The following is a 19491-nucleotide window of genomic DNA, read 5'->3' as shown; positions in this document are numbered from 1 at the left end:
GTGATGACCGCACAACTCCCGATTGAGCCACTGCCGGTGAAGCGCTCGCCGTTGCGTTACCTGAAGTGGGGCGCCGGGCTGCTGCTCGGCGCGCTCGCCGCGTGGTGCCTGTGGCAGTGGGCCAATGACATGAGCGGCATCCGCCGTGAAGCGCCGAAGGTGCCGACGATCATTCCATTGCCGCCACCGCCACCTCCGCCGCCAGAAAAACCGCCGGAACCGGAAACCCCGGTGGAAGAAAAAATCGTCGAGCCCGAGCCAACGCCCGAGCCGCAAGAGGTCAAGCCCGAGGAGGAGGCGCCGCCTTCACCGGCGGACGATCTGGCCAACCCGATGCAAATCGACGGCGCCGCCCAGAGCGGCAATGACGCTTTCAACATCGGCGCCGGCAAGGGCGGCGGCATGGCCGGAGCGGGTGGCGGACGCTTGGGTACCGGCACCTACAGCCAGTTCCTCGCGTTCACCTTCCAGCGTTTGCTGCGCGAGAACCCGGACCTGCGCAACCTCGCGTTTTCGCTGCAGGCCGATGTCTGGCTGAGCAGCGTCGGCGAAATCACCCGGGTCGAGCTGGTCAAGTCCAGCGGCAAGCCCGAGATCGACACTCAGGTGCTGGCCGCATTGCGTAACGCGCCCCATCTGAGCGAACGGCCACCGGCCTCCATCACCTTGCCTGTGCGCCTGTCCCTGCAAGGGCGGCGTCCGGGTTAACCGAATTCATAAAGCTGTATGAAAAGGAGTTGTGTGCAGATGATTTCCAACGTGAATCGATTGTCCCTGGCGGTCGGCATGGTCATCGCGACCCTGGTCGGTCAGGCCGCGGCAGCGCCTGCGCCCTCGGAGAACGCCACGATCAATCTGATCCGCTTGCTGGTCGAGCAGGGCATTCTGAAACAGGACAAGGCCGATGCGCTGATCGCCCAGGCGCAGAACGAAGCCGCTCAGGCCAAACAGGCAGCGGCTTCGACAGCGGTCGCAGCCGGTCCGGTGGCGGCACCGGGCGATGTGCGCGTGCAGTATGTGCCGGCCGCGGTACGCGACCAGATCCGCGATCAGGTCAAGGCCGAAGTCATGGCCACCGCCAAGCAGGAAAACTGGGCCGCGCCCAACACCTTCCCGGACTGGGCATCGCGCATCAGCTTCGACGGCGACATTCGTCTGCGTGACGAATCGCGCTACTACTCGGGCAGCAACAGCAACGAAATTGTCGACTTCGCCAAACTCAACAATAACGGCCCGTACGACGTGAACCCCAACAGCAGCACCAACCTGCCGCCGTTGCTCAACACCCGTGAAGACCGCACCAACCTGTTCCGGCTGCGCGCGCGGCTAGGGATGAAAGCGGTGATCTCGCCAGAATGGACCGCCGGCATCCGCATCGGCACCGGCTCAGACAACAACCCAGTGTCGACCACGCAGAACCTCGGCGGCGGTTTCGCCAAGAAAGACATCTGGCTCGATCAGGGTTACCTGAACTGGAAACCGACCGATGAGCTGACCCTGACCGGCGGGCGTTTCGCCAACCCGTTCATGTCCACCGACATGCTGTACTCCAACGACCTCAACTTCGACGGTGTGGCGGCGATTTTCGACCACAAGCTCAACCGCGACTGGGGTGTGTTCGGCACCGTCGGTGCGTTCCCGGTGGATTACACCAACGACACCAGCACCAGCAATGGCTTCGACAAGGAAGAAAGCGACAACAAGTGGCTGTACGGCGCGCAGCTCGGCGCCCAGTGGGCAATCAACAGCAACAACCGCCTCAAGGGCGCGTTGGCTTACTACCGTTTCGACGATATTCAGGGCCAGCGCTCCAGCCCTTGCGCACCGTGGGCCGGCGCTCCGGGCTGCGACACCGACGGCACTCGAGCGGCGTTCATGCAGAAGGGCAACAGCGTGTTCCTGCTGCGCGACATCACGCCGAACCCGGCCAACCCGACCACCACGCCGCAGCCGCAATTCGTTGGTCTTGCTTCGGAATTCAACCTGCTGGACCTGAACCTGGTATGGGACGCCGATCTGCCACAAGACTTCAAATTGCGCAGCCAGGGCAACTACATCCACAACCTCGGTTACGACGAAGGCGACATGCGCAAACGCTCGGAAGGGCAGATCGTCAACAACCTCAACAGCAACGGCGAGATCCAAAGCGGCGCCAATGCGTGGATGGTCCAGTTCACCCTCGGCAACGCGCTGGACCTGAAGAAGCAGGGCGACTGGAACCTGTTCGCCGGCTACAAGTACATCCAGCCGGACGCCTTGCCTGATGGCTTCAACGACTCGTCATTCCACCTCGGCGGCACCAACGCCAAGGGCTATATCCTCGGCGGCAACTACGGTCTGGCGAAGAACGTCTACGCCACCGGCCGCTGGATGAGCACCGAAGCCGTGTACGGTGCGCCGTTCGACATCGACGTCTTGCAGCTTGAGATCAACACGCGCTTCTAAGGCGCCGGGAGTACGGTCATGCACGCACGAGTTTTACTGTTGGGGCTGAGTTTTTTCATCGCACACGGCGCGCATGCCGAAGGTATGGAAGAGCGTCTGCGCACCCAGTTGCGCAGCACCACCCAGCAATTGCAGGCCCTGCAGAGCCAGCAGGCCCAGGCCAGCGCCGCGCAACTGGCGGCGCAGAATGAGGCCAAGGCCGCGCAGGCGCAGATCAAGCAATTGACCGCTGAACTGGCCAAGGCCAGAGGCGTGGCCGAACAGTTGGCCGGCCAGCAGCAGAATCTGCACAGTCAGGCGCAAGCGCAAGTCGCCGCCAGTAACGAACAGGTCGGCAAGTTCAAGAAGGCCTACGACGAGTTGCTGGTCATGGCCCGTGCCAAAGAGGCAGAACGGTCTAAGCTTCAAGCGCAATTGGCTGAACGTGACACACAAGTGCAGCAATGTTCAGTCAAGAATCAGCAGATGTACGGCGTCGCCAAACAGATCCTCAGCGCCTACGAAAACATCGATGTCGCCGAGGTGATGAAGATCCGCCAGCCCTTCGCGGGCAGCGCCCGGGTCAAGTTCGATGAACTGGCCCAGGGGTTCGGTGACGAGCTCTACAAGACTCAATTCGACGCGCCGCGAGCCGCGCTCGCGCATTGATTAACAAACAAGGAAGAAGTCATGACTCAATTGATCAGCCATGTGTCCCCGCAATCCCTGACCGAAGTCCTGCAAGCGGCCGGTTATCGCGTCAACCAGACCGAACAGAACGGCATCGTGCAGTTGCTCAGCGCCAGTCAGGGCATCGGTTATGCCGTGCGTTTCGGCAACCCGGCGGTGGAGGAGGGCAGCTACGTCGATTTCACCTTCAGTTGCGCGCTGCGGGTGCAAGGTGAGTTGCCACAAGGTGTGGCCGAGCAGTGGAACGCCACCCGGCGTTTTGCCCGGTTGTCATTGCAGGGCGAATTTCTGGTGATGGAAATGGACGTGGTGGTCGCGGCGGGTGTGAGCATCGATCACCTGCGTGGCAGCCTGGAGCTGTGGGACCGTTTGCTGCAGGAATTCATCGTCTATCTGCGTGATTTCACCCAGGCCGCGCAAGCCTCGACAGCCAAAGTCGCGGTCGCCGAACAAGAGGAAGTCGCGCTGTGAAAAAGCCTGCCATGGTGATCGGCGCCGGGGCAGTGGCGCTGTTGATGGTAGCCGTGGCACTGGTGCTGCGACCGGGCACTGACCCGGTTGCCGCCCAGCAATCGTCGCCCTTGGCGGCGGTTGCTACGGGGCCGGCCGTGGCGCGGCTGGGCAATCAGCAGGTGACGCCACAGGAGTTGCAGGCATTGCTGGCGACATTGCCACCGGCAAGTGCCGAGCAACTGCGCGGCAACCGTGAAGCACTGGAGCGCTGGATTCGTACCCGTCTGGCGGAGAAAGCCGTGCTGGAGCAGGCCGACGCTCAGGGCTGGGCGCAGCGTCCGGACGTGGTGCGGCAAACCCGCGCGGCCACTGAGCAGATCGTGTTTCGCGATTACCTGCGCTCGGTCAGCACGGTGCCGGCGGACTATCCGAGTACGGCCGAGTTGCAGCAGGCGTATGACGCTGGCAAGGGCAACTGGCAGACTCCGGCGTTGTATCGGGTGAGCCAGATTTTCCTCGCGGTGCCGGATGCCCAGAGCGCAGATACCGTGCGCAAGCAGGCCACCGAGCTAAGCAAGAAAGCCCAGGGCACGCCGGGGGATTTTGCCGCGCTGGCGACTCAGTATTCGCAGGATCGCCTGACCGCCGAACGCGGCGGCGACACCGGGCTGCAACCGTTGCAGCAACTGGTGCCGGAAGTACGGGGTGCGGTGGCGAAATTGAAGGTCGGTGCGGTGTCCGAGCCGGTGCAGAGTGCAGCCGGTTTCCATGTGATCAAACTCACCGAACAGCAACCGGCACGTACTGCGACCCTCGACGAACTGCGCGATCAGTTGACTCAAGCCTTGCGTGCGCAACGCCAGGAGCAGATTGCCCAGGCGTATCTGGACGGGATGCTCAATACCGCGACGCTGAGTATCGACGGGGCCGAGCTGAACAAGGTCCTCGAAACCCACCAATAACCCTGTTGGAGCTGGCTTGCCAGCGATGGCGGAGTGTCAGGCAACACAGGGGCTGGATGTGAGTCCCCCATCGCTGGCAAGCCAGCTCCCACAGGATCTTCACCGGTTCAGACGTTCCATGCCGCGCCGGAAGCATCAACAACAAAGATCGACAGGGAGTCATCGATGTCATTCACCGAACCCGCAGGACGACAGGGTAGCCCCGACTATCGCTGGGCGCAGGGCGAGCGCGAGCCGTGGCTGGCGCAAGCCGCGACCATCGATGCCGAGGTCGCGCAATATTTTCTGGTCAGTGCTCGCTGCGGTTGCTTCATGCAGGCGGCGCGCAGCCTCAACGTGCGCTCGACCTTGCTGCGCAAACAATTGGCGCAGCTTGAGCAAACGCTGCAGCACGCGCTGTTCAGCTTTCAAGGCAGCGCCTTGAGCCTGACCCGTGAAGGTCAGCAGTTGCAGGCGCAACTGGTTGCGCTGGCCCACGAACGCAAACTGCCGGTGGTAGAGCAGCCGCTGGTGCGTTTGGCCGTCGCCGAGTCGATTCTGCATGACATCCTTGGTCGTGACCTGATCGCACTGCTGCGGCGCAATGCCAGCGTGCGTCTGGAGATCATTGCGCTGGACAGCGAACTGGCGCTGCGCGCGGTCAGTGCCGATGTGGTGTTGTGGCTGGCCCACGGCGAAGCCCCGAGTCCCGGCCCGACCTTTGCCACCAGCCAGCCACAGGCGCTGGCGCGGCTTGACTACCTGCCGCACATCGCCAAACGCTATTCCCGCGTCACCGCGCGCCCGGCGAGTGCCGACGACCTCAGCGATTTCATGCTGGTGCAATGGCAGCACGACCGGCAGATCGACAGTTTTCGGCCGTGGAATGAGCTGGTTGAACAGCGTCTGGCCGGTGTGGTGCAGATGCAGTCTTACGAGCTGATGCTGGAAATGATCCGCTGCAGCGCGTGCATCGGTCTGCTGCCGGCGTACATGAGCCGCTTCGATCGCGGGTTGATCGCGCTGCCAGGGCTGTTTGACGAGCCGATGCAGTTGCAGGCATGGCTGGCGGTCAACGTTGAATCCCAGGCGATAGAAGAAGTCCGCACGCTGGTCGAACTCATCCACCACACCTTCAACGAACGCCAGGAATGGTTTCAGACCTGACCCAATCCCCCGACACACCATTCCCTGTAGGAGCTGTCGCAGGCTGCGATCTTTTGATCTTGCTTTTAAACGACAAGATCAAAAGATCGCAGCCTGCGGCAGCTCCTACAGTTTGTATGTGTTTGAACAAGCAGTTTAGAGTAATCGGCTACCCATCGATCCAGGAAGGATCCGCCATGCCCGAGCACGCTCCCGCCATCAAAATCGAACGCTTCAATGAGTCGCACCTTGAGGGCATCACCGCGCTGTACAACGATCCGGTCGTGACCCGGCAGGTGTTGCAGATGCCGTTTCAGTCCACTGAGGTTTGGCGCAAACGCCTTGCGCCAGACAACGAACGGGTGGTGCAACTGGTGGCGCTGCATGAGGGTGTGGTCATTGGCAATCTTGGCCTGGAAAACTATTCACGAATCCGCCGCGCCCACGCCGGCAGTGTCGGCATGGCGGTCGCCGTGGCGTGGCAAGGCAAAGGGGTCGGTTCGACACTGCTGGCGGCGGCGCTGGACGTCGCCGACAACTGGATGAACCTGCATCGGGTCGAACTCTCGGTGTACGCCGACAACGAGGCGGCCATCGGTCTGTACCGCAAATTCGGCTTCGAGAACGAAGGCCTGTTCCGTGACTACGCGGTGCGCGACGGGCAATGGGTCGACACGCTGAGCATGGCCCGCCTGCGCCGTCGATAAGCCAAAAAATCCTGTGGGGTCAGTCACCCAGCGCGAACGTCACCGCCGCCTGCGCATGCAGCTCGGTGGTGTCGAGCAGGGGCAGGGCGCTGTGTTCGGGTTTGACCAGCAGGCCGATTTCCGTGCAGCCGAGGATGATCGCCTGGGCACCGCGCGCGGTCAGCGTTTCGATCACTCGTTGATAGATTTTGCGTGATTCGTCACTGATCACCCCGACGCACAATTCGTCGTAGATGATCCGGTGCACGTCCTTGCGCTCGGCGTCGTCCGGCACCAGTACCGTCAGACCCTGAGCAATCAGCCGCTGCTTGAGAAAATCCTGCTGCATGGTGAACGCCGTGCCGAGCAGACCGACCGTGTGCGCATCAATATTCAGCGCGGCCTGCGCCGCCGGTTCGGCAATGTGCAGGAACGGAATGCTGATCGCTGCCTGAATCTGCGCCGCGACCTTGTGCATGGTGTTGGTACACAGCACCACGCATTCGGCGCCGCCGGCCTCGAGCCTGCGTGCGGCATCCACCAGAATCGCCGCCGCATCGTCCCAGCGCCCAGCGTGCTGGGCCTGTTCGACCGGGCCGAAGTCGACGCTGTACATCAGGATTTGCGCCGAGCGCAGCGGGCCGAGGCGGTCGCGGACCTGTTGATTGATGAGTCGATAATATTCAGCGCTGGATTCCCAGCTCATGCCGCCGATCAAGCCGATGGTACGCATTGAAATTCCTCGTTCAATGGCCCGTATTGGAAAAGTCGGGCTCCGGCCGAGTGTCCATCGGTTGCACGACGGATGCCAGTACAAAGCAACTGTACCGTTGATCCATTTGCCAAGTGTCACGGTGTCGACGTTCGAGGTTAAACGTACGCCGGTACGCCGATCTGTCACTATCGACTCTCGCAGGCTCTCTCCGAGGAACGTACCGATGAACGACGTACAACAACTGGGCGAAATGCTTCGTCACTATGCCGAGAGTGAAGCGCACAAGAAGCAACTGTTCCAAACCCAGTCGCAGGCTTGGGCCAGCCGCATCACCGAACTGTTCGGCCAGATCCAGCAATGGCTGGAACCGGTGCAGGCACCGAACCTGCTGGAGGTGAGCCGCGAAGCTTACGTCGCATTCGGGCCGAGCACGCCGGTGGAAACCTCGACCTTCAACACCGAAAAACTGAGCATCGTGATTGCCGGCAAAATGGTGGAATTCGTGCCGGACGTGATGGGCAGCGCCGGGCAGATTTCTCTGGCGGTGATGGGCCTGACCGCGGCGCGCTATGGCAGCATTTCGCTGGTGGGATTACCGAGCGGCGAGTGGCAGTGGCGCAAAACCAATGGCCTGAAGGATCCGGACACCTTTGTGTTTGATGCGGATTTTCTTGCACAGCAGTTGCAGAGCCTGATTCCCCGCGACCGCGCCTGACCCGCCACAAACCCTGTAGGAGCTGCCGAAGGCTGCGATCTTTTGATCTTGTTTTTAGAAAATCAAAATCAAAAGATCGCAGCCTTCGGCAGCTCCTACACGGGGCGGGGGATTACATGTCGAGGTTGATCCAGCCCGGTTTCGCCTCTTCCGGCGCCACCGCTTTCACGGTTTTGCCGGTGGCCAGTTCCACCCGCCGTGCCACCTCCGGATCATCGGCAAACGGCACCATGCTCGCATCGTCGAGGCTCTCTGAAGTCTGATGGCGCAGGCAGTACTCCACCGCCAGCCACAGAAACACCACGCCCAGCACATTCAAGAAAATATCCATCCTCTTCAGCTCCCTGCCTCAGGCGATCTGCGCCTGACTGCGCGCCAGCGCCACGTCGGCGACCCGCACCGTGCGCCAGACGTTGTAGGCCATCAGTAGCATGCCGCTGAGGAAGAACACCCCGCCAGCAAAGCGCACGATGAAGCCCGGGTGACTGGCCTGCAGCGCTTCGACGAACGAATAGGTCAGCGTGCCGTCCTCGTTGATCGCCCGCCACATCAGGCCCTGGGTGATGCCGTTGACCCACATTGAGGCGATGTACAGCACCGTACCAATGGTCGCCAGCCAGAAGTGCAGGTTGATCAGCGGCGTGCTGTACATCTGCTCGCGGCCAAAGACTTTCGGCACCATGTGATACGTCGCGCCGAAGGTGATCATCGCCACCCAGCCCAAAGCCCCGGCGTGAACGTGGCCGATGGTCCAGTCGGTGTAGTGGGAGAGGGCGTTGACGGTTTTGATCGCCATCATCGGCCCTTCGAACGTCGACATGCCGTAGAACGCCAGCGACAGGACGAGGAAGCGCAAAATCGGATCGGTGCGCAACTTATGCCAGGCGCCCGACAAGGTCATCATGCCGTTGATCATCCCGCCCCAGCTCGGCGCCAGCAGGATCAGTGACATTGCCATACCGAGGGACTGCGCCCAGTCCGGCAGCGCGGTGTAGTGCAAGTGGTGCGGGCCGGCCCAGATGTACAGGGTGATCAGCGCCCAGAAATGCACGATCGACAACCGGTACGAATACACCGGGCGATTAACCTGTTTCGGCACGAAGTAATACATCATTCCGAGAAAGCCCGTGGTCAGGAAGAACCCCACCGCGTTATGCCCGTACCACCACTGCACCATGGCATCGGTGGCCCCGGAATACACCGGATAGGATTTGAACCAGTCCACCGGAATCGACAGGTGATTGACCACGTGCAGCATGGCGATCACCAGAATGAACGCGCCAAAGAACCAGTTGCCGACGTAGATATGTTTGGTCTTGCGCTGCACCACAGTGGTGAAAAACACGATGGCATACGCCACCCAGACCACCGCCATCCACACCGCGCCGGAGAATTCGATCTCGGCGTATTCCTTGGTGGTGGTGTAGCCCAGCGGCAGGGTGATCAGCATGATCACGATCACCGATTGCCAGCCCCAGAACGTGAAGGCGGCGAGCTTGTCCGAATACAGGCGCACCTGGCAGGTACGCTGCACCGCGTAGTAACTGGCGGCGAATTGCGCGCTGCCGGCGAAACCGAAAATCACCAGGCTGGTGTGCAATGGCCGCAAGCGGCCGAAGGTGGTCCAGGGCAGGTCGAGGTTCATCTCCGGCCACACCAGTTGCGAGGCGATCCATACCCCCATCGCCATGCCGACGACACCCCAGAACACCGTCGCGATAACGAATTGGCGGACGACCTTGTAGTTATAAGCCTGTCCGATTGTTGCTGTGCTCATGGTCAGTTCTTCCACGGTTGCAAAGTCTTGCCAGGCCACCCTGGTCTGGCACGAGCTGCACTGTAGGAATACCGCCAGAAACAAAACAGGCTCAGGAATCTTTCATTTGTACGGATCAGATTGGAGTGCTGACTGCGGCGTTCTGCCGCGCCCTGATACGGTTTTTATCGTTTCAGGTGAATCTGTTGTGTGCTGCGCTGCTCGTCCATAGTGCCTTTACGAAAACTGTGGGAGCGAGCCTGGTCGCGAATGCGGTGTGTCAGCCAACAATGCAGTTGCCTGACACACCGCATTCGCGACCAGGCTCGCTCCCACAGAACTAATTGATGAGGTGGGGCAGGCACATGTATCAATACGACGATTACGACCGCGCACTGGTGTTCGAGCGCGTTGCGCAGTTTCGCGATCAGGTCGAGCGCTTCATGGCCGGTGAATTGAGCGATGAGGAGTTCCTGCCGCTGCGCCTGCAAAACGGCCTGTACCTGCAAAAGCACGCGTACATGCTGCGGGTGGCGATCCCCTACGGCACCCTGAGTGCCGAACAGATGCGCACACTGGCAAGCATCGCCGCCGATTACGATCGCGGTTACGGCCACTTCACCACGCGGCAGAACCTGCAGTTCAACTGGATCGAACTGGCGCAGGTGCCGGACATCCTTGAACGTCTGGCGCAGGTCAACATGCATGCGATCCAGACCTCCGGCAACTGCGTGCGCAACATCACCACCGAAGCCTTCGCCGGGGTCGCGGCGGACGAGCTGATCGATCCGCGCCCGCTGGCAGAAATCCTCCGGCAATGGTCGACGATCAACCCGGAATTTCTCTTCCTGCCACGCAAGTTCAAGATCGCCATTTGCTCGGCGAAGCAGGATCGCGCGGCGATCATGATGCATGACATCGGCCTGTATCTTTACCCGGGGCGCGACGGGCAAATGCTGCTGCGGGTGATCGTCGGTGGCGGGTTGGGGCGCACGCCGATTCTCGGTGTGCAGATTCGTGAAGGTTTGCCGTGGCAGCACCTGTTGTCGTACGTCGAGGCGATCCTGCGGGTCTACAACCGCCATGGCCGGCGCGACAACAAGTACAAGGCGCGGATCAAGATTCTGGTCAAGGCGCTGGGCATCGAGGCGTTCGCCAAAGAGGTCGAGGAAGAATGGCAACACCTCAAGGACGGCCCGGCGCAGTTGACCGAGGCCGAGTATGAGCGGGTCGCCCGGGCATTCGTGCCGCCGATCTATCACACCCTGGCTGACACCGATCTGGACTTCGGCACGCGTCTGGCCGAAAGCCCGGCGTTCGCCCGCTGGGTCGCGCGCAACGTGCAGCCGCACAAGAAACCGGGTTACACCAGCGTAGTGCTGTCGACCAAACCCGGTTTGAGCGCACCGCCGGGTGATGTCACCGGGTTGCAGATGCTGGCGGTGGCCGACTGGGCGGAGCGTTTCGGTTTCGGCGAGATTCGAATCGCTCACGAGCAGAACATCGTCCTGCCCGATGTGCAGAAGTCTGACCTGTATGCGCTCTGGCAACTGGCCTGCGAGCACAATCTGGGCAGCGCCAACGTCGGCCTGCTGACCGACATCATCGCCTGCCCGGGCGGCGATTTCTGCGCGTTGGCCAACGCCAAGTCGATCCCGATTGCCCAGGCGATACAGGCGCGTTTCGCCAACCTCGATTACCTGCACGATCTGGGCGACATCAGCCTGAACATCTCCGGTTGCATGAATGCCTGCGGCCATCACCACATCGGCAATATCGGCATCCTCGGCGTCGATAAGAACGGCAGCGAGTGGTACCAGATCACCCTCGGCGGCGCGCAGGGCAAACACAGCGCACTGGGCAAAGTCATCGGCCCGTCCTTCAGCGCGGCTGAGGTGCCGCAGGTGATCGAGCGGATCATCGGTACGTTTGTGCGTTACCGCGAAAGCGAGGAGTTGTTTGTCGACACCATGGCGCGCATCGGCCTGGAGCCGTTCAAGGAGCGGATCTATCCGAAAGTGTTGGAGGTGTCGGCATGAACAATCTGCTGCGGCTGGAGCAGGGTGTTGCGCGGTTGATCGAGGACGACCCATGGACGCTGGTCCGCGAGCCGGAGCAGGGCAGGTCGCAAGGATTGCTGATCCTGCCGCTGGCACACTGGCTGCAATCGCCCTCGACCCACGCGGTGTGGCTGGGGCCGGACGATGAAGTTGAAAGCGTGGTGCCGTGGCTGGCCTCGCTGCCGCTGATTGCCCTGGATTTCCCGAGCTTTCGCGATGGTCGCGCCTACAGTCAGGCCTATCTGCTGCGCAGCCGGTTTGGCTGGAGCGGTGAGTTGCGGGCGATTGGCGATGTATTGCGTGATCAGCTCAGCCATATGCGTCAGTGCGGATTCGACAGTTTTGCGGTGCGCGAGGACAAGTCGGCCGAAGATGCCCTGAAAGGACTGGCCGGCATGAGCGTGCTGTACGGCCGCTCGGTGATCGAGCCGCGCCCGCTATTCCGCAGACGCTGAATATCCATTGCTTGATAGATACTTTGTGGTGAGGGGATTTATCCCCGATGGGCTGCGAAGCAGACCTAAAATCTGCCGAAGCATTTCTTCAGCTAAAACCTGTTGGCTGGTTCTGCGGCCGCTGCGCAGCCGGTCGGGGATAAATCCCCTCACCACAATTGTCTAGCGGCCCCTTCTATACAGGGGAAACCCTTACATCCCGCACCATTCCCGGATTTGCCCTTGGGTCGATGCTGGCCTTTTGGTAGAGTCGCCGTCGCCAGCGGGTTTTCGGCTGGACGACGGAACGAAGAAGGGAGTCTGGGTAGTGAGTGCGGGCAAAAAGATTTTGGGCCTCACGGCGTTGCTGTTGATGCTGACGCTGTGGGCCAGTTACTTCTATGTGTTCAAGGAAAACCGCGACGGCCAGTTGGGCGGCGCCGGTGAAAGCACCGCGTGGTGCGGCACGCCGCCGTCCACCGAAGCGGCGCTGTTGGGCAAGGATCAACTGACCTTGCGCGTCACCAACAACCTGCGCGGCGAGTTCATGCTCAGTGGCTCGCTGGTGGTCTCCGAACGCACCTTCAACCGCTACGATCTGGGCCGCAACGAACTGCGTCTGCGTCTCGAACCGTTGCAGTGGTCGTATGTCGTCACGCCGATCTTCCTCGAACAGGTCAAGGTCCAGCCGCTGAGCCGCAACCTCGCCTCACCGACCAAAAGCGCCTACGCCGAGCTTGAGCCACGGCCAATCGGTGTGCAGGGTCAGGTCACCGACTTTCCGTTCGACACCTATCGTTACGGCTACAAACCGGTGCTGTATTACCTCAAGGGCAGCGAGCGCATCGACCTGCGCTTCAAGAACATCACCACCCTGATGGACCTGTCCAACACCTTCACCCCGATTCAGAAATACAACCGCGTCGAGTACATCAACGAGAAAAATTCGATGATCCGCGACGAGGACTACAAGGCCTACGGCCCGCACGAATGCGCCTTCAGCGTCGAGCGCAAAGGCTCGTTCAAGGTTGTGGTGCTGTTGTTGCTGCTGGTGCTGTGCCTGCCGCTGCTGCACGTGTTCTATCGCGACGAACCGGGGATCGACTTCCTCGCTACGCTGGTAGCCATTGCCGTGGTGCGCGTGCTGCTGGTGGGACCGGTGCAGGACTTCCAGCTGTACAACATCGACTTTCTGTTCGGCGCGGCGATTCTGCTGGTGGGCTCGGTGTCGCTGATCAAGGCGATGCGCGCCAACAGTCGGCGTGAGATGGCGTTGAAGAGCGGGGCGACATCTTCCTGGTAATGCGGCCCTGAACATGACCCTGTAGGAGCTGCCGCAGGCTGCGATCTTTTGATCTTGTTTTTTAAAAGCAACATCATAAGATCGCAGCCTGCGGCAGCTCCTACAGGGTCGGGTTATTTCAGCGCCGGATCGCCCATGTTCATCTTCTTCCACCCCTGCAACAGCACCTGGGCCTTCGGCTCCTGGCCGTTCTCCAGGTAGTACTGGATCAGCGACAGCCGGGCATTGCGGTTCGCCGGCTGAACTTTGAGCAGACGCTCCAGCTCGTCACACGCCTCGGTCACCTTGCCACTGTCGTGCAACGCCACCGCCAGCACGTAACCGTACTGCGGGTTCTGCGGCTCCAGTTGCGCGGCTTTGTGCAGCGCGGTCATGGCTTCGGCAGGCTTGCCGGCGCGGATCAATGACAGGCCACGGGTGTGCTGCAGCAATGCAGCGTCGGGGTGCGCCTTGAGGCTGTCGTCCAGCAAGGTCTGCGCTTCCTGACCCCGACCATTGGCCTCCAGCCATTGCACCAGCGTCACCAGCGCCGGGTAGAAATCCGGATCGCGTTTGAGTGCGGTGCGCAGCAACCCTTCGACCTCGGCAGCACGGCCACTGGCCTGATACAGCATCGCCAGGTTCAGGTTGGCCTCGGCCCGTTCCGCGAGACTGTTCTGCACCGCCTCATATTCGGCAATCGCCGCATCCCAATGGATCTGTGCGGCGCCGAGGCCGTTGTTGCGCGCCACGCTGAGCAGGTCCCGCGCCGCGACGATGCGCACGGCTTTCACCGGATCGCCGAGCAGCGGTGTCAGCAACGGGGCGCGCTCGGCGGGCGGCAGGAAGGCGCTGATGGCGCGCACCGCGCTTTCGCGAACCTGCGGCGCTGGACTTTTCAGATTCTGAGTCGCCAGTTTCAAAGCCTGATCACTCGGATACAGCGGCAGTTCGGCCAGCAACGTTGCCCGCTGAATCGCCGGCAGATCGCTGCGCTGCAATTGCTCATACAGAGCGTTTGCGGCGCCGGGCTGGCCGTTGCGAATCAGCCACAGGCTCTCGTCATAGCGCGGTGCCTGGGGCGTCGCCGCGGAGGCGTTCCACACCTTGAATTGCGCGGTGACCTTGTCACCGGCCTTGCCTTGGTGGCAGCTCAGACACGCATCGGGCGTACCGAGTTTTTGCGCGCGTTCCGGGTTGGGGATGCTGAAGCTGTGGTCATGGCGCCAGTCGTTGCCCATGTAGAACTTGCCGGGCATGTGGCAATCCACGCACTGCGAGCCGGGCTGGCCCGGGGTGTGGCGGGTGTGTTCGATGGAGTCGTAGTTCTTCGCCTGCAGGCCCTTGCCATCGACACCTTCGACCGAGGTCTTGCCCGCCGTGTTGTGACATTGCAGACACACCGCGTTGCCCGGCGCCTTGAGTTCGCTGCTGTGCGGGTTGTGGCAGTTGCTGCAGCGCACCCCTTTGTCGAACATTTTGCTCTGCAGAAACGAGCCGTGCTCGAACACCTCATCCTTGATCTTGCCGTCCAGCGCATACAATTCGCGGGTCAGGGTGCTGGGCAGGTAGTCGTCCATCAAGCGCTTGCCGACGGTGTAGCCATCACCCAACGGCGCACGGCGCGCATGGCAGCGGGCACAGGTTTCGATTTCGACGGTAGCATTCTTGTCCTTGAGGTCGACGGCAAAACCCTTGTGGATCAGATCATCTTTTTTCTGCGTCCACTCCAGGTGATTCGAGGCCGGGCCGTGGCAGGCCTGACAGCCGACCCCGAGGCTGTTCCACTGGCTGTTGAACGTGTTGCTGGCCGCATCGAAATTGCGCTTGAAGCCAGTGGTGTGGCATTCGACGCACATGAAATTGGCGTTCTGGCTGGGCTTGCTCCAGTGCAGCGGATTCTTGAAATTCACGCCCTGACCGGGATAGAGGTGAAACCAGCGGTGTTTCTCGGTATCCCACGCCACACCGAGCGCCTGCAAACGGCCTTCGCCGACGTCGATCAGGTATTGCTGCAACGGTGCAATGCCGAAGGTGAAGGCGACTTTGAAGTCAGCGTTCTTGCCATCGATACCCGGCGTATTGACCTGGAACTGGTCGTCTTTGCGGGAGAACCGGGTGGTCTCGTTTTCGGCCCTGAAGGTGACGTTGTTGAAGTCGCCAAGCACGGTGTCGGCATTCGCTGGCTGCATCGCCAATTGGTGATGCGAGCCTTGCCAGTCCTTGACCTGCTCGGTGTGGCAGCCCTGGCATTGTTGCTCATCGACCATGCTGGCGGGCTTCTGTGCCACTGGTTGCGGTCTGGCGACGACAGGCGCCGCCGCGCTGATCGGCGGGGCCGTGTATGGCGCGGGCGCAGTGCTGAACAGAAACCAGCCAATGCCCGCCACAGCGGCCAGCAGCACGCCAATGGTGAGAGGGAACAGATAACGTGAAAGGGACGGTCGGGACGAATCAGGTTCAGGCGGTACGACTTTATTTTTATGCTTGGGCATTACGACTTCCGTGGTCAGATGCATTGGCCTGCTGGCATGCGTTCAAGCTTGATGCAGCTTTGCCGGATGCCCGGCGTCTGTCAAACGTCAGTTGTGACGCGGCGCCCGGTGTTGTGTGAATTTTCTGGTTTTCAGCGCAATTGCCGCGGTTTTAGCTATACCTGTAACTCCCCCCAACGCAATACATTCAGGCCTTCTGACAGGAGTTACAGCATGAAGCTAGCAGTAATGATGGGCACCCTCTGCATTGCCACCCTTGGCGTGGTGGGTTGCTCCAGCAAAACCGTCGCTCCCGATGAGTATTCCGGCTTTCTCAAGGACTACAGCCAGCTCAAGGAGGCCAAATCGCCGTCCGGTGCCGAGGTGATGCGCTGGATCGATCCGAAGGTGGATATCAGCAAATTCACCAGCGTGTACATCGAGCCGACCCAGCTCTATCCAAAGCCGCAACCGACCGCGAAGATTTCCCAACAGACCCTCAACGGCATCACCTCCTATTACGATCAGGCGCTCAAGCGTGAAATCAGCAAGGATCTGCCGCTGGCCAACGGCCCTGGCCCAGGCGTGATTGTGGTGCGTGCGGCCATCACTGCTGTGAGCAGCAAGACCGAAGGCCTGCACGCTTATGAAGTGATCCCGGTGGCGTTGGTGGCAGCAGCCGTCAGCACTGCCAGCGGTATCCGCGATCAGGAAACCACGCTGGCCACCGAAGCGGTGTTCCTCGACGGTGCGAGCAACAAAGTCGTGGCACAGGTGGTGCGCAAAGGCACCGGAAAACCGTTGGAAAACGACACGCAAGCCATGAAGGCCACTGACGTCAAACCGGTGATTGATGGCTGGGCCAATGACATGCATCAGATGTATCTGAAGCTCAAGGCCAGTAAATAACCCGGGACCCCATGTAGGAGCTGCCGCAGGCTGCGATCTTTTGACTTTGATTTTTTAAAAACAAGATCAAAAGATCGCAGCCTTCGGCAGCTCCTACAGGGGGCAGCGTTACTGCCCGGTAAACCAGCTGAAGTACGGGTTGCCGCCATCCCCGCGCATCACCTCACGCATATCTCGTCCCCACGCATCCCGATCCCCGTCATACGCATGCAGGCTGGCGCGGTAGAACTGCATCAGGCGCTGACGGTGTGTCTCCAGTCGCTCAGTGAACCCGGCATCGGCATTCACCAGTGGTGGTGGCTGATACAAGTCCAGCAGTGCCGGCAACACCCGAGTGATTTCCTTGCTGCGCACCCACGGCGCGTATTCGATCCGGGGCTGATCGTCCGTGACCGCCGGAGCATTGGCTGCGAAACGTTCAAGGCCTGCGCGGTCGGTGACCCAGGTCGCGAGTAACGCCGCCGCCGAGCCAATCCCGACATCCTGCAAAGTGCTGCGCACGCTGGCCTGCTGGAAGCGCTCGGTGATTTTCGCTGCGTCCAGTTGCATCGGCTGCAGTGAACCGACCAGCAGCATCTCGTGGAACTCGCTGGTCCACAGCGAGGCATACGGGAACACGTCGAGGAAGCTGCGTACCAGTGCGCGCGAGTCGTCGATGTTCTGGGTCGGCAACGGTAACCACTGCGCGACGATGCCGTGTTGCTCCAGCCGACTGGCCGCCAACTGATAGAAGTCTCGCGAGTACAGATTGACCACTCCGGCTGCCGACGGCGGTGGCGGTTCGAGGGTGATCAGGTCGTAGGTCTGCGGGCTGCGCAGCAGTTCCTGGCGACCGTCGCGAAGGCGCACATCGACGCCCGGATCGCTGGCGGCGTTGAAGTTGCCGTTGAACAGGGGCGCCGCCTTGACCACCGACGGTAACAACTCGGCAACCACCCGATGTTCCAGGCCCGGATAGCGCAGCAGGGCGCCGGCGGTGATCCCGGTGCCGAAACCGATCACCAGTGTCGAACGTGGCTCGCCGTTGTGGATCAGCAACGGCAGCAGGGCCTGGATGCGCATGTAGCGCAGTGACGGCATGGCATCGCCGGTGTTCGACACGCCCTGAATGTACAGGCGGTGGAAGCTGTTCTCACCACGGCCCTGAGCGACCACCGCTACGGTGCCGCCTCGGCCTTCCTCGTAGAACGCCAGCGTGCCGTTGCGCGCACCGGGCAGCAGACGGGCAAGTTTGTCCACCGGAGTCAGCACGGCGAGTGCTATCGACACGAGCCCCAGCGCGACTACCGCTTGACGCCGGCCTTTTTTGACGTGGTGACCCTTGCGTACGGCCACGTAGCCGATGCCGGCCGCGATGATTGCCAGCAGGCCTAGCGTACGCACCAGCCCCAGCAGCGGAATCAGCAGAAAACCGCAGAGCATCACGCCGACGATCCCGCCCAGCGTATTGAACGCGACCACGGCACCGACATCGCGCCCGACGCGTTCACGTCCCACGCTCAAGCGCAGTGCCAGCGGAAACGCCGCGCCGAGCAACAGCGTCGGGACGAACACGATGCTCAGTGCCGCCACTGCAAAACGTGCGCTCATGCCGGCCAGTTCGCTCGCGCCGAACGTCAGCACCCAGTACTCGGCCTGACTTTGCGCCAACACCAGCCAACGCCCGAGCACAGCAATTTCCAGCAAAGCGATGAGGCCGGCACCGGCTATCAGCAGACCGAACACGCCCCACGGATCGCGAATGCGCTCGACGCGACGAGCGAGCAGAGTGCTGCCGATGAACAGTCCGGTCAGGTATGTGGCGAGCACCACGGCAAACGCGTAGGTGCGAGTGCTCATGAACTGCACGATCGACTGCGACCAGACCACTTCATACCCCAGCGCCACGCCGCCAGCGATGGCGTATAACCACAGGGCGGTGCGGTCTGCGGCTTTCCCGGTGTGAGCTTTGACGGGGGCTGCAACTGGCGTCGGACGCTGACGTTGCAGCCACACCGCAGCGGTTGCGGCCAGCAGATTGAGCATTGCGGCAAACAGCGCACTGCCGCGCACGCCGAGGGTGGCGATCAGCACGAACGCGGCGAGCAGGGTGCCGACAATTGCGCCGAGGGTGTTGGCCGCATACAGCTGACCGCCGGCCTTGCCCGGGTCAGCCGCCAGCGAGCGCACCAATACCGGAAGCGTGCCGCCCATCAACACCGCCGGAATCCCCACTAGCGCGAATGGCAATAGCCAGGCCAGCAGGCCGACATGGCTTTGCAACCAGGCAAACGGGCTCGCCGCCAGGCTCATCGCAACCGTGGCGCCAACGCCAAGAATCGCCACCAGCACTTCCAGTCCGGCATAGAGCAGCACCGGTTGCTGCAAGCGATCAGCCCAGCGTCCGAACAGCCAGCCGCCGATGGCCAGCCCGGCGAAAAAGGCGCTGATGCCGGTGGTGATGGCGTAGACCTCGACCCCGACCACCAGCGACAACTGCTTGATCCATAGCACCTGATACACCAGCGCGGCGGCGCCGGAGGTGCATAACAGCAGGGCAGGGATCAGCAGCGCCGGGGTGGCGGCTTGCGTGGTGGGTATGGCCGACGGCTTGCTGGCGATACGTGAGGACATGCGGGGGGGGCCTTGTTCAAATCACACAATATCTGTGACGGTGCGGGCCTCATCGCTGGCAAGCCAGCTCCCACAGGGATCTTCAGTGAACACTCATGTTGTGGTCGACAGAAATACCTGTGGGAGCTGGCTTGCCAGCGATTGGGGCCGGCACGGTCTCAGGTGAAAATCAGGGCCGCCCGCCGATGAGGGC

Annotated in this window: 17 protein-coding genes; 12 read left to right on the top strand and 5 right to left on the bottom strand. The window is 61.6% G+C overall.

Going from position 1 to position 19491, the window contains the following annotated elements; genetic code table 11:
• Positions 1-3 precede the first annotated feature (3 nt).
• From AB1J88_RS08195 to AB1J88_RS08165, 7 genes are all read left to right on the top strand, one after another.
• On the top strand, positions 4-708 hold the full coding sequence (locus tag AB1J88_RS08195) for an energy transducer TonB family protein (RefSeq protein ID WP_430290736.1): 705 nt from the start codon (positions 4-6) through the stop codon (positions 706-708).
• 39 nt (positions 709-747) lie between these two features.
• The gene (locus AB1J88_RS08190; RefSeq protein WP_430290735.1) at positions 748-2445 is read left to right on the top strand and encodes a putative porin; all 1698 of its coding nucleotides are present in this window, start codon (positions 748-750) and stop codon (positions 2443-2445) included.
• A gap of 18 nt (positions 2446-2463) precedes the next feature.
• A complete protein-coding gene (locus AB1J88_RS08185; protein WP_430290734.1) occupies positions 2464-3093 on the top strand; it encodes a DNA repair protein in 630 nt (209 codons plus the stop codon).
• A 21-nt stretch (positions 3094-3114) separates the two neighbouring features.
• Entirely contained in the window at positions 3115-3585 is a 471-nt protein-coding gene (locus tag AB1J88_RS08180) for a YbjN domain-containing protein (RefSeq protein ID WP_430290733.1), read from the top strand.
• Positions 3582-4529, top strand: a complete 948-nt coding sequence (locus tag AB1J88_RS08175) for a peptidylprolyl isomerase (protein WP_430290732.1) — start codon at positions 3582-3584, stop codon at positions 4527-4529. Before AB1J88_RS08180 ends, AB1J88_RS08175 begins: the two co-directional genes overlap by 4 nt.
• A 165-nt stretch (positions 4530-4694) precedes the next feature.
• Positions 4695-5675: a LysR family transcriptional regulator gene (locus AB1J88_RS08170; protein ID WP_430290731.1), complete on the top strand. Its 981-nt coding sequence runs from the start codon at positions 4695-4697 to the stop codon at positions 5673-5675.
• Between the two features lie 176 nt (positions 5676-5851).
• A complete protein-coding gene (locus AB1J88_RS08165; RefSeq protein ID WP_430290730.1) occupies positions 5852-6361 on the top strand; it encodes a GNAT family N-acetyltransferase in 510 nt (169 codons plus the stop codon).
• Between the two features lie 19 nt (positions 6362-6380).
• Here AB1J88_RS08165 and AB1J88_RS08160 read toward each other — a convergent pair whose 3' ends face one another.
• On the bottom strand, positions 6381-7073 hold the full coding sequence (locus tag AB1J88_RS08160) for an aspartate/glutamate racemase family protein (protein WP_430290729.1): 693 nt from the start codon (positions 7071-7073) through the stop codon (positions 6381-6383).
• Between the two features lie 205 nt (positions 7074-7278).
• Between AB1J88_RS08160 and AB1J88_RS08155 the strand changes: the two genes are divergently transcribed.
• Positions 7279-7770, top strand: a complete 492-nt coding sequence (locus AB1J88_RS08155) for a hypothetical protein (protein ID WP_041072660.1) — start codon at positions 7279-7281, stop codon at positions 7768-7770.
• A 112-nt stretch (positions 7771-7882) separates the two neighbouring features.
• Here the strand turns inward: AB1J88_RS08155 and AB1J88_RS08150 are convergent, their stop codons facing one another.
• Both AB1J88_RS08150 and ccoN read right to left on the bottom strand, forming a co-directional pair.
• Positions 7883-8101 (bottom strand): CcoQ/FixQ family Cbb3-type cytochrome c oxidase assembly chaperone, encoded by a 219-nt coding sequence (locus tag AB1J88_RS08150; protein WP_096797626.1) that lies wholly within the window; start codon positions 8099-8101, stop codon positions 7883-7885.
• An 18-nt stretch (positions 8102-8119) separates the two neighbouring features.
• Positions 8120-9547 (bottom strand): cytochrome-c oxidase, cbb3-type subunit I, encoded by a 1428-nt coding sequence (ccoN, locus tag AB1J88_RS08145; protein ID WP_086791044.1) that lies wholly within the window; start codon positions 9545-9547, stop codon positions 8120-8122.
• 344 nt (positions 9548-9891) lie between these two features.
• Between ccoN and AB1J88_RS08140 the strand changes: the two genes are divergently transcribed.
• From AB1J88_RS08140 to AB1J88_RS08130, 3 genes are all read left to right on the top strand, one after another.
• Positions 9892-11565, top strand: coding sequence for a nitrite/sulfite reductase (locus tag AB1J88_RS08140; protein ID WP_430290728.1), 1674 nt, complete (start codon positions 9892-9894; stop codon positions 11563-11565).
• Positions 11562-12041, top strand: a complete 480-nt coding sequence (locus AB1J88_RS08135; protein WP_430290727.1) for a DUF934 domain-containing protein — start codon at positions 11562-11564, stop codon at positions 12039-12041. Before AB1J88_RS08140 ends, AB1J88_RS08135 begins: the two co-directional genes overlap by 4 nt.
• Positions 12042-12348: 307 nt before the next feature.
• Positions 12349-13323 (top strand): hypothetical protein, encoded by a 975-nt coding sequence (locus AB1J88_RS08130; RefSeq protein ID WP_430290725.1) that lies wholly within the window; start codon positions 12349-12351, stop codon positions 13321-13323.
• A 113-nt stretch (positions 13324-13436) separates the two neighbouring features.
• Here the strand turns inward: AB1J88_RS08130 and AB1J88_RS08125 are convergent, their stop codons facing one another.
• A complete protein-coding gene (locus AB1J88_RS08125; RefSeq protein WP_430290724.1) occupies positions 13437-15797 on the bottom strand; it encodes a tetratricopeptide repeat protein in 2361 nt (786 codons plus the stop codon).
• Between the two features lie 213 nt (positions 15798-16010).
• On the opposite strand from AB1J88_RS08125, the gene AB1J88_RS08120 reads away from it, so the two are divergent.
• Positions 16011-16685 carry a DUF3313 domain-containing protein gene (locus AB1J88_RS08120; protein ID WP_041066938.1) on the top strand — a complete coding sequence of 225 codons (675 nt, stop codon included), beginning with the start codon at positions 16011-16013 and terminating at the stop codon, positions 16683-16685.
• A gap of 108 nt (positions 16686-16793) precedes the next feature.
• On the opposite strand, the gene AB1J88_RS08115 is transcribed toward AB1J88_RS08120, so the two are convergent.
• Positions 16794-19298 carry a fused MFS/spermidine synthase gene (locus tag AB1J88_RS08115; RefSeq protein ID WP_430290723.1) on the bottom strand — a complete coding sequence of 835 codons (2505 nt, stop codon included), beginning with the start codon at positions 19296-19298 and terminating at the stop codon, positions 16794-16796.
• Positions 19299-19491: the final 193 nt, after the last annotated feature.

It is taken from the genome of Pseudomonas sp. S8, from assembly GCF_050473925.1.
Taxonomy (GTDB): Bacteria; Pseudomonadota; Gammaproteobacteria; order Pseudomonadales; family Pseudomonadaceae; genus Aquipseudomonas; species Aquipseudomonas parakoreensis.
The sequence above is the reverse complement of the archived record's forward strand: the minus strand, read 5'-3'. Positions and strand labels throughout refer to the sequence as shown.

Coding starts and splice junctions, on each gene's coding strand:
- AB1J88_RS08195 (WP_430290736.1), top strand. CDS start 4: ATGACCGCACAACTCCCGATTGAGCCACTGCCGGTGAAGCGCTCGCCG.
- AB1J88_RS08190 (WP_430290735.1), top strand. CDS start 748: ATGATTTCCAACGTGAATCGATTGTCCCTGGCGGTCGGCATGGTCATC.
- AB1J88_RS08185 (WP_430290734.1), top strand. CDS start 2,464: ATGCACGCACGAGTTTTACTGTTGGGGCTGAGTTTTTTCATCGCACAC.
- AB1J88_RS08180 (WP_430290733.1), top strand. CDS start 3,115: ATGACTCAATTGATCAGCCATGTGTCCCCGCAATCCCTGACCGAAGTC.
- AB1J88_RS08170 (WP_430290731.1), top strand. CDS start 4,695: ATGTCATTCACCGAACCCGCAGGACGACAGGGTAGCCCCGACTATCGC.
- AB1J88_RS08165 (WP_430290730.1), top strand. CDS start 5,852: ATGCCCGAGCACGCTCCCGCCATCAAAATCGAACGCTTCAATGAGTCG.
- AB1J88_RS08160 (WP_430290729.1), bottom strand. CDS start 7,073: ATGCGTACCATCGGCTTGATCGGCGGCATGAGCTGGGAATCCAGCGCT.
- AB1J88_RS08155 (WP_041072660.1), top strand. CDS start 7,279: ATGAACGACGTACAACAACTGGGCGAAATGCTTCGTCACTATGCCGAG.
- AB1J88_RS08150 (WP_096797626.1), bottom strand. CDS start 8,101: ATGGATATTTTCTTGAATGTGCTGGGCGTGGTGTTTCTGTGGCTGGCG.
- ccoN (WP_086791044.1), bottom strand. CDS start 9,547: ATGAGCACAGCAACAATCGGACAGGCTTATAACTACAAGGTCGTCCGC.
- AB1J88_RS08140 (WP_430290728.1), top strand. CDS start 9,892: ATGTATCAATACGACGATTACGACCGCGCACTGGTGTTCGAGCGCGTT.
- AB1J88_RS08135 (WP_430290727.1), top strand. CDS start 11,562: ATGAACAATCTGCTGCGGCTGGAGCAGGGTGTTGCGCGGTTGATCGAG.
- AB1J88_RS08125 (WP_430290724.1), bottom strand. CDS start 15,797: ATGCCCAAGCATAAAAATAAAGTCGTACCGCCTGAACCTGATTCGTCC.
- AB1J88_RS08120 (WP_041066938.1), top strand. CDS start 16,011: ATGAAGCTAGCAGTAATGATGGGCACCCTCTGCATTGCCACCCTTGGC.
- AB1J88_RS08115 (WP_430290723.1), bottom strand. CDS start 19,298: ATGTCCTCACGTATCGCCAGCAAGCCGTCGGCCATACCCACCACGCAA.